At 69.4% G+C, this 14,515-nt stretch carries 7 protein-coding genes; 2 read left to right on the forward strand and 5 right to left on the reverse strand.

Annotated elements, in window-relative coordinates; translation table 11 throughout:
- Positions 1-93 precede the first annotated feature (93 nt).
- The 3 genes from IGS69_RS27030 to IGS69_RS27040 all read right to left on the reverse strand — a co-directional run bounded on the left by IGS69_RS27030 (position 94) and on the right by IGS69_RS27040 (position 5,066).
- Complete coding sequence (locus tag IGS69_RS27030) at positions 94-4,011, reverse strand: caspase, EACC1-associated type (protein ID WP_190903081.1); 3,918 nt, start codon at positions 4,009-4,011, stop codon at positions 94-96.
- Positions 4,012-4,017: 6 nt separating this feature from the next.
- Complete coding sequence (locus IGS69_RS27035) at positions 4,018-4,449, reverse strand: effector-associated constant component EACC1 (RefSeq protein WP_190903082.1); 432 nt, start codon at positions 4,447-4,449, stop codon at positions 4,018-4,020.
- A 98-nt stretch (positions 4,450-4,547) separates the two neighbouring features.
- A complete protein-coding gene (locus IGS69_RS27040; protein WP_385862582.1) occupies positions 4,548-5,066 on the reverse strand; it encodes an ATP-binding protein in 519 nt (172 codons plus the stop codon).
- A 138-nt stretch (positions 5,067-5,204) separates the two neighbouring features.
- On the opposite strand from IGS69_RS27040, the gene IGS69_RS27045 reads away from it, so the two are divergent.
- Together IGS69_RS27045 and IGS69_RS27050 are read left to right on the forward strand one after the other, a co-directional pair.
- The gene (locus IGS69_RS27045) at positions 5,205-6,068 is read left to right on the forward strand and encodes a helix-turn-helix domain-containing protein (protein WP_190903084.1); all 864 of its coding nucleotides are present in this window, start codon (positions 5,205-5,207) and stop codon (positions 6,066-6,068) included.
- Positions 6,065-6,250 (forward strand): DUF397 domain-containing protein, encoded by a 186-nt coding sequence (locus IGS69_RS27050; protein WP_190903085.1) that lies wholly within the window; start codon positions 6,065-6,067, stop codon positions 6,248-6,250. Before IGS69_RS27045 ends, IGS69_RS27050 begins: the two co-directional genes overlap by 4 nt.
- A gap of 62 nt (positions 6,251-6,312) precedes the next feature.
- Here the strand turns inward: IGS69_RS27050 and IGS69_RS27055 are convergent, their stop codons facing one another.
- Entirely contained in the window at positions 6,313-11,475 is a 5,163-nt protein-coding gene (locus IGS69_RS27055; RefSeq protein WP_190903086.1) for an Eco57I restriction-modification methylase domain-containing protein, read from the reverse strand.
- An 11-nt stretch (positions 11,476-11,486) separates the two neighbouring features.
- Positions 11,487-14,477, reverse strand: coding sequence for a DEAD/DEAH box helicase (locus IGS69_RS27060; protein ID WP_190903087.1), 2,991 nt, complete (start codon positions 14,475-14,477; stop codon positions 11,487-11,489).
- Positions 14,478-14,515 lie beyond the last annotated feature (38 nt).

Below are 14,515 nucleotides of genomic sequence, written 5' to 3' on the forward strand. Positions count from 1 at the left end.
AGATATCCAGCTCCGATCGGCCTGACCACCTCAGGAAGGGGAGTAACTCTTTCGGGTTATTTCCTGTCAACTTGTTCGATCTTTGTGTGGTGGTCAGTCGAACAGCGGTGCCAGCGCCTCCTCGCCCGACAGGATCCGCCACGCCGGGACCCGCACCGCGCGTTCCACCGGGCACGCCTTCGCCCCGTAGCCCCCGGACGGCAACTCGGTCAGGAGATCGCCCCGCGCGTGGGTCAGCCGCAGGTGCCGTGCCGGATCGGTACCGGGCGGTGGGCCGACGTCGATCAGGACCGCCGTGTTCTGCCCGGCCTCGGTGAACAGCAGGTCCACCGGGTGGCCGCCGACCACCGCCGCCCGCTCCAGGTCGGTGATCCCGCGCTCGGCGAGGTACTGCTGGAGCCGGTCGGCGAGTTCCTCACGGAACCCGGTCGCCGGCGTGGCCGTCACCGTCGGCACCTCGGCGTCGTCGGTGTCCGCCCCCAGGAGCGCCGAGCGGTCCGCGAGCAGGGTCGGCAGACCGCTCTGCCCCCGCCAGAACGCGTGTGCACCCACGGTGATCAGCTGGGACTTCGCCCGGGTCACCGCCACGTTCCACAGGTTGACCTGACTCGCGACCCAATGGGTCGTCCTCGGCGGGGTATTGTGCGTGGCCACGGGGCTCAGCACCATCACGTCGCGCTGCCCACCCTGGAAGGCGTGCACGGTGCCGACCCGGACGCGGTCGTCGTCGCGCCACACCCCCGCCAGCGCCTCCTTCTGTGCCCGGAAGGGCGTGACCACACCCACTGTGGCCTGCTGCGGCAGCCGCTCCAGCAGCTCGTCCACCACCCGTCGTACGGCCTCCGCCTCCGCCCGGTTGCGCCAGGACCGCCCGTTGCCCCCCAGCGCCGACTCGCCGCGCGGCACGTCGACCCAGCCCAGCGCCGGCGCCGGATCGGCTGCCCCCACCGGGTCGAGGGCCGGGACCTGCCTCCGTACGTCGGTGAGCACCTGCAACTGGCCCGCGTAGCAGTAGCTGTTGACGATGTCGGCGATCCGGGGGTGGCAGCGATAGTGCTCGTCGAGGAGCAGTGCGGAGTCACCGTGCTGCTCGGCCGCGTGGTACGAGGAGTAGACGTGGTAGGTGAGCCGGTGGTGCTCCAGCTGCGCCGCGCTCAGCCCGGCCCGGACCCGCGCCTGCTGTTCCTGCTGGGGTGACACGCCGGGGATGTGCCCCAGCTGCATCGGATCGCCGATGATCAGCGCCCGGCGGGCCCGGAACAGCAGTGGCAGTACCGACGGGATGGAGCACTGGCTCGCCTCGTCGATGACGACGAGGTCGAACAGCTTCGGGGTCAGTTCCAGCTGCCGCACCGAGTGCGTGCTGACGGCCCATCCCCTGATGTGCGCCATCAGGTTCTTCTGGCTGCGCTGGAAGCCCGAGCGGCTCCGCAGTGCCTGGAGCCGCTGCTGCATGAGTGCCCGCCCTCGCGTCAGCGCCTCGGCGGACAGCGCCCGCGACAGTTCCGCCGACAGCTCGGAGAGCGTGCCCGCCGCCTCCAGCCGTGACCGTCGCAGCCCGTCCTCGTCCCATCCCGTCTGCCGGGGGACGAGCGCCCGTACCTCCCGTTCCACAGCCACGGTGTCCGCCAAGGACTCCAGCAACTCCGCCGGCACCGGCCGCCCGGTCGCCCACTCCGGCCACGACGGCAGGTCCGGCCGGTCCGGTCGGTCCTCTCCCGCGTCAGCGGTCGCCGCCGCGACGAGCGCGGCCAGCGCCCGTCCCCGACGCCACTGGCCGAGCAGCCACCAGGGGGCACCGGCCACCTTCCGCGCCCGGTGCTCCCAGCGCCCCAGAGCGGCCGAACCGTCCTCACCCGCCGCCGCCCACACCCGTTCGAGGAGCGGCAGCGGCAGTGCCAGCGTTTCCGCCCGTTCCGCCCGGTCCCGGAGCAGCTCCAGCAGGCGGCCCTCCTCGCCGACGTGTCGCGCGGCCTGTGCCCGCAGCTCGTCGGCGGTCTTGCGCGCACTGCGCAACTGCCCGCCCACGGTGGCCGATCCGCGCCGCGGCGCCTGGACGGGCTCGCCCAGCAGCCCTTCCAGCTTGGCCCCCTCCCGCACCAGTGCCTCGGTGTTGCCCGTGCGCATCAGCAGCCCGGGAGCGATGTCGTCGCAGCGTTCGGCGACGACGTTCACGGCCTCGTTGTTCGTCGAGGCGACCAGTACCGACTGCCCGGCGGCGACACAGGTGGTGACGACGGCGGTGACGACCTCGCTCTTGCCCGTGCCGGGCGGCCCGGTCGCCACCGTCAGGGGCCGCGTCATCGCCGAGGAGATGACCGACTCCTGGCTCTCGTTGCACGGCCCCGGAGCCACCACGGCGACGGACGCGGACGCGCCCCGCGCCTTGCCCTCGCCGCCGCTCAGCAGCGCGTCCAGGGCGGTGCCGGGGATCTGCCCGGTCCGGGCCGACATCTGCAACAGGTTGTCCACCAGGGCCTCGGTGGCCTTGGCCTCCACACCCGAGGGCACCAGCAGGACGGCCGCGTTGTGCGCGCCGGGCCGCAGCGCCTGCATCACCGTCCGCTCGCTGAGCGCGGACGGGTCGAGTGGCTCCAGCTCCGGCAGCCCCAGCGTCTCCAGCAACTCCCGTACGGCGCGCAGCATCTGCGCGTCGTTGCCCTCCTGCCAGGACGGCTGCCAGTGCGCGATGAGGTCGGCCGCGTCGCCTGCGTCGAGCAGTTCAGAGACGACACCCGTGTGCAGGGAGGGAACGCCACTGGGCCGGAGCACGTCCCGGCCCTCCTCGTCCGGGGCCAGTTCCATCTGCTGGATGAGCAGCGGCGCCAGCTCCACGGTCGTACGGCGTCCCCGGGCCCCGCCGTCGCGCACCGGCAGGGTGATCGCGGGATAGCCGTACCAGTACTCCTGCTGCGCCCCCGTGTCACCGCCGCTCGCACCGGCCGACCTGTCCAGTGGCTTGGGTAGTGCCCCGGGCGCGGGAAAGACGGCACCCCGACCGGATTGGATGGTCTCCTCGCCCTGGCCCAGCAGGAAGTACTTCGAGCCGCGCCCGCTGTCCCGGTCGGGCCGCATGCCGGCCGCCGACGTAGCGGTGAGGCACTGCGCGTAGTACCGCAGCAGCCGTTCCCAGTCGACGCCGTCCCGCGCGTCCAGCGCGGCCAGTTCCCTGGCCTTCAGCAGGGCAGGGGACCGCCGGGCCGCCTCGGTCGCGTCGCGCGGCAGCGCCGGGAGGTGCACCGGGCGGGCCACCGACCGGGCGAAGGGCAGCTGGTTCGTGGCCCTGATCGTGGACTTGGTGGGCTGCTGCTCCTCCGGTACGCCGTCGCGCCTCATCTGCGCGGTCAGGTACTCGAAGAGGTCGTCCGGCGTGATCCAGCCGCCCTCCTTGATCCGCCCGTTGCGCAGCCCCTCCACGATCTCCCCGGTGAACCGGGACGTACCGAGGCTCGACCCCTCCGGCGCCATCGCGGACGCGGACTGAAGAGCGTCGGACGCGGTGATGAAGTAGACGCCCGTCGGCCGCAGCAGCGTGCTCGGCGCGGGCCGGGCGCGCTCCTGCGCCGGCCCCTTCGCGGTCCATCCCTGGACGACGGAGCCGCTGGAGCAGCAGTCCAGCAGCACCAGCTTCGAGGCGGCCCGGCACGACTGGAGCATCCGCTCCAGGAACTCCGCCGGGACCGCCGTACCCGGCAGATCGGCCGGGTCGGTGTCCCGGGTCAGGAAGTACAGCTGGTTGTCGTCCTCGCAGAACTCGCCGTGCCCGCTGAAGTACAGCAGGGCCGTCTCGCTGGGCTGCCGCGTGCTCAGGAACGTCTCGACGGCGTGCAGCATCTCCGCGCGGGTCGGCTCGGCGACCATCGCGCAGTCGTTGTACATGCCGATCTCGGTGTTCTCCAGCACGGCCCGCATGTAGTGCAGATCGGCGCGCACGGGTGGCAGGTCCGGGTACGCGTCACTGTCGTACGTGGACACGCCCACGAGCATGGCGAACCGGTCGTTGTCGGTCATCCGCGCTCAGCCCGCCGCAGGGCTGTCGCCGGGGCCGTGGAGCTCCGTGCGGCGGGGTGTCTCACCGCCGCCCGCGAGGAACCGGTGGATCCGCTCGTCGTCCTCGCGGGCCTCCTTCCCGGTGATGTGCAGGGTCGCTCCGTCCGGCCGCCGCACGACGATCGTTCGCTGCGGCACCCGTGCCAGCCAGATCTGCACCCCGGCGGCGACCAGCGATCCGGCGCTGATCAGCACGCCGATGGTGTCGGCCGTGAGCCCGCCCTTCAGCGACCCGTCGGCCGGCCCGCCCGTGTCCCGCCGGGGAACGTCCAGCGCCGCCTCGGGGTCGGCATCGGCGATCTGCGTGAGCAGTTCCCGGGCTTCCTTGCGCGCCCGGAGCGGGTCCTCGTCGACGATGGAGATCCGGAACCCGGTCCGTTCCTCGGGCGTGGTGGTCACAGCGCGTCCCCTCGATCTGCGGTGTGCCTGGTGGAGGCGTGAGCGGACGACGATAGTTGGCGGGTCTGACAGCGGGCGCCCGTGTTTCCGAAAACCCGTCAGGCGTTGGCGGGAAAGTGACTGATGGGAGACGGTGCGGGGGCCTCTCCGGGCAGCCACAGTTCCGCCCACACGGTCTTGCCCGGCCCGTCGGCGCGCGGGGCGACCGCCCAACGGGTCGCCAGCTGCGCGACGATGAGCAGGCCCCGCCCCGACTCCTCGTCCCCGGGCGTCTCCTGGGCGGTGAGCAGCGGTACGCGTTCGGTGCGGGTGTCGGTGACCTCGACGCGCAGTGTGCGTGGGCCGCCGGCGGTCTCGAAGAGTCGTAGGTGGAAGTCCCGCCCGGCGACATGCCCGTGCCGTACTGCGTTGGCGGTCAGCTCCGAAGTGATCAGCGACAACGTCTCGTTGGCGTTCCCGGTGTACGGGTGGCCCCAGGAGTCCAGCCGGTGGGAGACGAGGCGACGGGCCAGGCGTGCGCCGCGGGTGGACGAGGTGAAACGCATCGCGAACTCGCGGCGGACCGGGCGCGGCGCTGCTCCCGGTGCGGGGGAAGTTTCGTTGTTCATGTGGTCCACGCTGACGTGCCGGTTTTACCGTGACGAGATACGACGTGCACACGGGCGGTAGCTGTAGGTGAGGAGTCGGTGTGTGTAGGCGGGGCGGTGCGTGACGGTCGGCGCGGGGGCGCGTTGGCCGGGGAGGTGGTGCGGAGCATGAGCGAGGTGGCTGGGTTGGCCGAGGAGGAGGCCGGGACGGAAGGGGAGGAGCGGGAGTCGGGGGCGGGCTCCGGCATCCTGCGTGTCTTCGGACGCCAGTTGAAGAGGTTCCGGGTACGGGCGGGGCTGGAGCGGGCCGAGTTCGGCTCGATGACCGGCTATTCCGTGTCGACCATCGCCGCGTACGAGCAGGGGCGCCGGGTGCCGCCGCCGAAGTTCATCGACCAGGCGGACGAGGTGCTGGACGCGGGAGGGGTCCTCCAAGAGATGAAGGAGGAGGTTGCGCGGGCGCAGTATCCGGCGTTCTTTCGGGATGCGGCCAGGTTGGAGGCGGAGGCGGTTGAGCTGCATGTGTACGCCATGTACGCCGTCCCGGGCTTGTTGCAGACGGAGGCTTACGCCCGAGCGGTGTTTTCCATCCGCCGCCCTCTGCTCGACGATGACCGGATCGAGCAAGGGCTGACTGCACGCCTCGCGAGGCAGGAGATCTACGTGCGCAAGCCCGCGCCGCTGATGAGCTTCGTCTTGGAAGAGTCCGTGCTCCAGCGGCCCATCGGGGGTAGGGAAGTACTGCGGGGCCAGTTGGAGCAAGTGTTGCTCATCGGTCATAAGCGGAACGTTGAGATCCAGGTCATGCCGGTCTGCCGAGAGGACCATGGCGCACTGGGCGGCCCGTTCACCTTGATCGATACACCCGAAGGGCGGAGGATCGCCTATGCAGAGGTGCAAGGCGACAGCCGCCTCTACTCAGGGCAGTCGAAGGTCCGGGAGCTTGATGCCCGTTACGGGATTCTCCGAGCTCAGGCCCTCACGCCGAGTGAGTCACTGGCATACGTAGAGAAGTTGCTGGGAGAGACATGAGCGTTGAGCCTGAACTGACCTGGTTTAAGAGCAGTTACAGCACGGGTGATGGGGGCGAGTGCGTCGAGGTCGCTGTCAGCCCCCAGGCCATCCACGTACGCGACTCCAAGGACATAGCCCGCCGTGGCCTTGCGGTCGATGCGGCCGCTTGGACCGCGTTCGTCGGCTTCGCCGTCCGGTAGGGCGTTGGGTCTGCCCCTGGCAAGGCGCCAGGGGCAGAGCTGTGTCCGGCAGGGCCCGGCGACTACGCCTGTACGGCTTCTCGGACGGGCGGTGTCCAGCGCCCGGCGGCGATCTCCGCGTCCAGCCGAGCCTGGAAGTGGGCGTGCGCGGCCCGCATCTCGGCCTCTCGGTCGGCCTTATAGAAGGGGGCCTGGTAGCCCTCCGGGGGAGGGGTGCGCTCCGGGTCCTCCAGGTGGGCGAGGAGATCGAGGTAGTCCTGTTTGGTCTGGCCGTGGCCGTACGTGTTGAAGTCGCCCGCGATCTTGCGGCCGTTGGCGTCGAAGTAGGTCGCCGACTCGTAGGCGTACAGCTGTGGGTAGCGCGACTTGAAGATCGCGGCGAGCTGGTCGGCGGTGATGCCGAGCCAGACGGCGACGAGGGCGTCGAGTTCGACGAGGGCGGCTCGGCGCTCGTGTTCGGTACGCAGTGGGGTGTTGTACTCCCAGGTCGACTTGAGGCCGGCGGCGAGGGGCTTCAGGTGGGGCCAGTAAGGATTGGCCCAGTCCTCGTAGCCAGCCCAGCGAGGGTCGAACAGCTCGGTCCAGAGGGGGCCATAGTGAACGGTGAGGGCGTTCAGGCGGAGGGTGCGGAGGAGAAGGGCGGGGACAAGGGGGTGGACTGGGTCTACTGCGGGCATCTGCCTTGCGTTGGCAGGAGTGAGATCGGCGCGCCCGGTGATGCGCAACAGGTAGTCGAGTGGCAATGACGCCCAAAAGCCCGCGTTGAGCGCGGTCAGGCGATTGTCTGCCAGAGCTATCGACTGCACGGCGTGCACGTGGGAGGGTCCAGGCGGGATGAGGGCGGCGTGCAGGCAACGGCTGCTGTCGAAGGGGATCATTCTCCGCCAAGCCAACCGGTAATACGACGAGGAGGGTTTTCCGCGCCACGATTCCTGTGCCGCGAGGTACGTTGTTTCGTCAGTAGCCCTCACAAGGTTAGTCACCGGGACGAACGCTTCGGGCAGCTCCGTAGGTACGAGCAAGTCCCAGTCCCTATTGCTCCGACAGGGGACCCGCGGCTCCTTCGCAAAGGGGAGAGCCGATGCGAAGTGCGGTCCTTGGAGGATGACATCCGCGAGGTCAGGTACCCCCTGGTTAACCCAGCGGATCAGCCCGTGCTTTTTGTCCGTGGTCTCGTTGTATCCGCTAGAGATCATCGGATGGTAATCGGCCAGATTCCTGTGATACGCGGCGAGCGCCTCAATCGCGCCTTGCTCACCAACTAGGACCGGGTATAGCAAGGGAGTCTGCGCAGTCCCACCTGCTGATCCAGTTATGGCCTGCCAACTGGTCAACAACGCTGTATTTACATGCACCACGCGTTCGCGATGCGGGCGAATGTCCCATGACCCGTTATGCTTGATGCCGGGTGCCGCGCCTTGTCCATCATGGATCAGTGAATCGGGTAGAACGTCGGCGTCACGCAATTCACTGACATGCAGAAAGTCGGGTTCCTGTGGCGTGCCGTAAATGTGAACTCCGAATTCCTGAGACCAATTCAGGTCGTCGAAAGCCCATCTGTATGAGTTCACAAAATGTGCGTGGATGCGGAGGTGCCGGTAGGCGGCTGCACGGATGGCGCCCTCGCGTACACCGCCGAAGTGCGTGTCCGGGTGAATCATGCCCGCTCTGCCGCAAGGCGCAAGGTGCTGCCAAACCTGAGCCATGAAGGCTCGGTAAAGATCGCCTCGGGTGCCGACTAGGAGCGGATACACAGTCGGACTGCCTAGCGTTGCGACGGCCCCAGCATGAGGGGCCAGCTCGCTGAGGATGAAATCTCGACTCCCCGCACGCGTGGCCAGCAGCTCATCTTTGCGGAGGCGCCATTCCTCCACGCTCGGCTTGTCCGCCAGCATGAACCAAGGCTCCAGCTCCGCTAGAACCAGGTCTTCTTGCCACTGCGGCCGAACCCAAGGCGGATTCCCCACCTGCAAGTCAAACCCACCCCGCGCAAACACCTGCGCGAACTCCAACTCCCAGTGGAAGAACCCCTGAGCCTTAGCCACATCCCTCGCCGTGGCCGCCCACAGGAACCGGTTCTCCAGCCCCTGGAACCGCTCCATGCCCATCCACTCGGGCAGCTCGTCCTCATACACCGACAGGTCGTTCAGCGTCTCGAACGCCGACACCAGCGACTCACTCGGCACATCCTGCGTGCCCAGCAACGCCTCGGCGAAGTCGAGCCAGTCATCCAGCCCCGCCAGCGGAATGACCTCCCGGCGCTGCCCCTTGACCTGCTCCGCGCGGCGCCCGGTGCGGCGGCGCGACACCGAATCCCGCGTCAGTGTCATCTGCTGGGGCTCAGCCGAGAAACCCGGAAGCGCGTCCGCCTCCCAGGCCATCAGAACCCCGGAGTCCTCCTCACCGGCCGCAGCCGATACCCCGGCCGCCTCGAACTCCGCCGCCCGCTCCGCCAACGCCTCGGCCCGCGCGTACCGCTCATCCGTACCGTCCAGCAGCGCCGCACTCTGCACCGGCCAGAACCACAGCGCGCACCACGCGTCCATCAGTGTCTTCAGCCGCCAATACGGCGTGTCCTCGGCCTGGAGGTCGGCCAGCACCTCGTCCCGCTGCACCGCGACTTCCGGTCGCCGCAGCCAGTCGTCCTCCGCGCCCCACACCCCGATGCGCCGTGAGATGTCCCGCTCCGACAGCTCCAACCGCCGTACGACCAGCCCCCACAGGTACTCGGCCCGCCGGGCCAGCCCCTGAAGCCTGGCCGTCTCCTTGGCCGTCGGTGACTTGGCGATCGCCTTCCGCCACGCACCCAGTGCCTTGGCTGCCTCCGGAGCGAGCGCCTTCGCCTCCTTCTCGGCGGCTACCGCACCCCATTCCTTCGCCGGAAGGAGGAAGTGGTGCACCGAACCCTCCGGCAGCGCTGCACCCCCCACCGCGTCCGCCAACGCGAAACGCTCCGGAGTCGTCCCCAGCCAGCCGCCCTTCTTCAAGCGATCGGGGCCGTACACCTCCCGCCGTCCACCGATCAGCGAGTTGCCGCGCCGCAGGTGCAGGCCGAACCAGGGCGCTTCCATACCGGGGTGCATCGTGTTGAGCCACAGCGACACTTCGGCCAGCTCGACGGCCGTCTCGTTGAGGTCGACGCCAAAGGAGTTGTGCAGGGCGATGTATGCCTTGGCCTTCTGGAGCTCGACGGCGTACTGCTCGGTGTCGATCGACCGGCCCAATTCGCTCTGCCTGCGCCGCAGATACTCCGCCGAGACCTGGTTGATCGCCTCGTTGAGGAACGCGCCCGAGCCGAGCGCCGGCTCGCAGATCCGCCAGTTCAGCAGCTCCTTCGCCTCGGTCTCCTCGGTGAGCAGCTGCTGGAGCGCCAGCTGCACGGTGACCTTCGTCAGCGACTCCGGCGTGTAGTACGAGGCGGAGGTCTGCCGGTCGCGGCCGGAGAGGCGGTACACGAAGGAGCCCGGGGGGTACCGCACCCGGAGGTCCTCGCCCGTGTGCCTGTCCCGGCGACGTACGAACACCGAGTCGTCGTACTCGCCGATCTTCGACTTGGGGACCAGCCAGGAGCCGTCCTTCCGGTCGCCGCCCTTGGCGACCTCGTACAGCTCCTCGCCCGCGATGAAGCCGCTGTACGACATGAGGCCCTCGTACACCGCGCCGAGCTGGTTGATGCCGAGCTGGGCGTACGAGATGAAGCCGCCGCGTTCGCCCCGCTTTCCCCGGGTGATCATCAGGCTGTGCAGCACCTGGTGGAGCGTGGCGTTGCGCAGCCGGGTGTCGAGGTAGCGCACGGACTCGCCCCGGGCCAGGGCTTCGTCGGAGTCGAAGCGCGGGTCGGGGAGACTGACGTTGCCGATCAGCCGGATGGCATCCCGCTCGAACAGCTTGCTCTTCAGCGGCTCGAAGCGCAGGCCGACGTCCTCGCTGGTCTTGGCGTCGATGCCGTCGACCGTCGCCTCCACGCCGTGGGTGCGGCGGGGGCGGTAGCCGTCCTGGACCTTGCCGAAGAGCAGGTCCAGGGACTCGTAGAGGTAGAAGCCCTTGCGGGCGGTGTCGCTGATGGGCTCCCGGTCGGCGATCAGTTCGGCGAGGCGGCCGAGGCCGTACCCCTGCTGGTATTCGGGGTAGTCGGCCGGCAGGATGCCCAGCTCGGGGCGGGCCTCGGCGTAGAGGAGGAACAGGATCCGGTAGAGGTAGCGCAGCGACTCGCGCGTCAACTGGCGGCCCAGTTCAGAGAGTTCGCCGATGTCCTCGGGGTGCAGGCCCTGCTCGCGGAGCCGTTCCAGTACTTCGTTCGCGATGAGTTCGACGCTCTTGCGTAGGCCGTCGCGCAACTCGCTGGAGACCCCCACCGCGTGCTTCGCGGACTTGCCGACGAGTTCGGCGAGCGGGTTCTCGCCGCCCTCCTCCGGTGTGCGCAGCGAGTCCGCGCCGAACAGCGCGGCCACCGTGTCGAGTTCGCCGCCCACCCTGGTGTCGTTGCGCTGGAGAGCGGTGTCCAGGGAGACGCCGAGGGAGCGGCCCTCGCCCCACACCACCCGGTCGGCGAGGACGACCACCCCGCCGCACAGCAGCAGCACGTACCGGGGAGGTTCCTCGCAGGCGAACAAGAACCTTGCCAGCTTGTCGCCGGTCGCCAGCGAAGGAAGACCGTCGAGGGGCACAGGCTCCAGCAGCCGGCCCCGGCCGTTCTTGTCGAGGGCGGCATCCGGTTCGGCAGCCCAGCCGCAGTCCACCGCGACCAGGCCCTTCTCGGCGTGGGCGACCGGGATCTCATGGGTCTGCCCGGCGCGCACCACGGTGAGCGTGCGCGGCTTGGCGTCGTAACCGAGGGCGCGCAACACCTCGGCGTTGAGCGCCCGTACCCGCTCCCGCCATTCCGAGTCGCCGTAAGTCGCCTTCTCCTCGTCACTCTCCCGGGCCACGGGGATGCCGTCCTTGTCCTTGGGGACTGCGAAGAAGGACCGGGCTCGGAAGTAGTCGCGGCGCAACGCCCGCAACCCCGCGCGGGGGGTGACCGGCAGCTCGTCGGCGCCGGGCGCCGACGCATCGAGCGCGTCGGCCTCCATGGCGGCGGCAACACCTCCGGCGGGCAGTTTCGCCGCCTCCTCGCGGTCCTTCCATACCTGCAACAGGCCCGACTTGAGGTCCTTCGGCAGTACCTCGGCCAGATAGTGGGCCGAGAAGTAGTCGCCGCGGTTGACGAGGGAGTCGTACGTCATGGCAGCTTCTCTCAGCGGGTCGCGGCGGGGCGGGGCCACCACACGGCGGGCGGCGACAGCGGCGGGGGTCCGAGGTGGACGAGCGGCGGGCCGTCATTGTCCTTGTGGTCCGGGTCCGGCACCAACACCGCGAGTACCCGCAGCAGTGGTCGGCCTGTCGTCAGCAAGGAGTCGGCGAGGTCGGCCAAGCGTTGCCTGTCGCGTCCCTCATCAAGAGTTGGCTGATGCCAGGTGGCGAGCTTGCGCTTGTACTCCGCGATGGGCTCGCGCAGTGGCGCCTCCCAGGCGTCGCGGCGCTCGGCGAGGAATTCCTCTGCCCAGCGCAGTACGTTGGGCAGGGCCTCGCGTAGCTGCTTACTGTCGCGGTAGTGGCCCTTGTTGGCCATACTGGGGCCGACCCCGCAGCGGTGCAGCAGTGACACCATGGTGTCGTCGATCGCGCCCTGGCGAGTCACCCCCATCCACTTCACGACCGTGGGCCTGCCCAGCTTGTTCGAGTACACGCCCTGGACGAGATAGATGGGCTCCGCCACGTTCGCCGTGATCATGGGGGCCTCCTGGCGGCCCATCCCGACGAGGACCTTGTCGGTGAGCCACTCGACGACCGGGTGCAGGTCCGTGAGGAGGGAGATCTCCGGCCAGCTCGACGTGGACGACTCCCGGGCGCGCTGGAGGGAGTGTTCGGCGAGGCGGCGGTTGAACGTCACGAGCATGCGCTCGCGCAGCCGCTGCTCGCGCAGGTAGTCGCTCGGGAGCGCCTTGAGACGATGGACGAGTTCCGTCGGGGGACGGAACGAGAGCAGCCCCGACTGCTGGTCGCGCTCCAGGTCCAGCAGCTCGCGGGCGTCCGGGTACACCTCGCGCAGCGCGTCGTCCAGGAACTGCGCGGTCGAGTCGAAGAGACGGGGGAGCACGGGGCTCGCGGCGGCCCGGCCGCCTGACGCCTCCGTACCGGGAGCGGCAGCGGAGCCGCCGCTCTCCGTGGGTTCCGCCGGTGCCGCTTCTTCACCGACCGGGCCGAAGAAGTCCGCCAGGAAGTCGTCCAGCCCCGCATCCTCGCCGTCCGCGCCGGAGCGGCGGGCGTCCAGGGACTCGTCAACGGTCCGGCCGCGCAGCAGGTCCTGGATGAGGGACTTCTCCTCCGCCTCCGCCCGGTACAGACCGGTCACCGCCTCCGCCGTTCCCAGGGAACGGTGGGCCTGGTCCTCACGTTCCAGCAGCCGCTCGGCGACCACCGTGTCGTCCTTGGCGCCCTCGACCTCGCTGGTCAGGATCAGCGCGCGGAACTCCGGGGGCCTGGCCTGCCCGTAGCGGTCGATACGGCCGTTGCGCTGCTCGATCCGGATCAGCGACCACGGCACGTCGTAGTGCACCAACTGGTGACACTGGCGGTGCAGGTTGACGCCCTCGGAGGCCACATCACCGGTCACCAGGACCCGTACGGGCGTGTCGGCCAGGCCGAACTCCTCGACACACGCCATCTGCTGCTCGTCGGAGAGACCGCCGTGCATGATCCGGACGCAGTCCCGGGCGGCCCGGCCCTTGAAGCCCAGTGCAGCGGGCAGTACTTCGGCCAGCCACTCCAGGGTCTGCACGCGCTCGGAGAACACCACGACCCGTTCGTCGGAGCCGGGCCCGACACCGATCTCCTCGCGAAGCTGACGCACGAGCGCGGCGAACTTCGCCGAGTCCGCCTCGGTCAGGTCGGCGGCCAGTTCCGACAGCCGCTGGAGGGCAACCAGTTCGGCGGCGGTGCCCTGCGGGTCGTCCTTCTTCTCCAGGGTCTTGATGCGCGCGGAGACCGTGGCCCGCAGCGCCGCGTGGGAGGACAGGAACGACTTCAGCAGCGTGTACGGGAAGAGGGGCACCGAACTCACCGAGGTGCCGCCCTCACCGGGCAGCCAGACGGCCGCCAGCTCCTCGAAGATTTTCTCCTCGGCAGGGGTGGCCGGGCAGTGCACGGAGTGGGAGGGGCCGCGGTCCGCCCACTGGCCCTTCATCTGCTCCCGCACCTCAGGGCTGATCTTCGTCCGGCGGATGAAGAGGTGCTCGATGTCGGCCGCGCGGTAGTTCTCCGGGTCCCTGATCGCCACCGGGTCCAGCAGGCCGATCAGCTCAGCGAACGACTTCGCGTCGCCGTTGTGCGGGGTCGCGGACGCGAGGATGAGGGCGTCGGTGCGGGGGGCGAGGGTGCGTGCGAGCTGGTTGCGCAGGGAGCCGCGGTTGATCAGGTTGTGCGACTCGTCGATGACGACCGCGTCCCAGCGGATCTGCTCCAGATGGTGCTGGTACTGGGCGGTGTTCTTCAGGGTGTCGATGGAGACGATGACCCGCTTGAACGAGGTGAAGGGGTTGCGGCCGGCCGGGATCTCCCGCTGGATCCGCTCGATGCCGACCGAGTCCAGCCGCACCAGCGGGATCGCGAACCGCGTCCACAGCTCGTGCTGGAACTGCTCCAGCACATGCTGCGGGGTGACGACCAGGATGCGCTCGCCCCTACCGCGACGGATCAGCTCGGCCAGCGTCAGACCGATCTCCAGGGTCTTGCCGAGGCCCACCACGTCCGCGATCAGCAGCCGCGGGCGGAGGTTGGCGCCGGACAGGGCCAGCTCGGCGGGCCGCCGCTGGTACGGCAGCGAGTCCATCAGGAACGAGTCGGCCAGGGCGAGCCGACGCTCCGACTGGGGGAGCGCGGTGCGTCGCAGGACCGCCTCCAGGAACAGCCGGGAGCGCCGGTAGTTCGGGGAGTCGTCCATGACGAGCGTCGTCTCACGAGGGTCGAGCAGCTCGATGCGGTCCAGGCCGGAGAAGAACACGGCCTCCTGGTCACGGACGAACTCCGACACCCCGACGACCTCGATCCGGGTACCGTCGTCCTCCGTCGGCATCGAGCTCCTGACCAGCCACTCCTCGTCCCGCACGACCACCTGGGCGCCGGCCGGATACTGATCCTGGCCCGTGGTGACGCCGCTCTGCTCCGCACTTGTCTGGACGGCGGTCACCCGTGGCCTCCTGAGGCGGTTCGGTCGTACATGGTCAG

It is taken from the genome of Streptomyces tuirus, from assembly GCF_014701095.1.
Lineage (GTDB): Bacteria > Actinomycetota > Actinomycetes > Streptomycetales > Streptomycetaceae > Streptomyces > Streptomyces tuirus.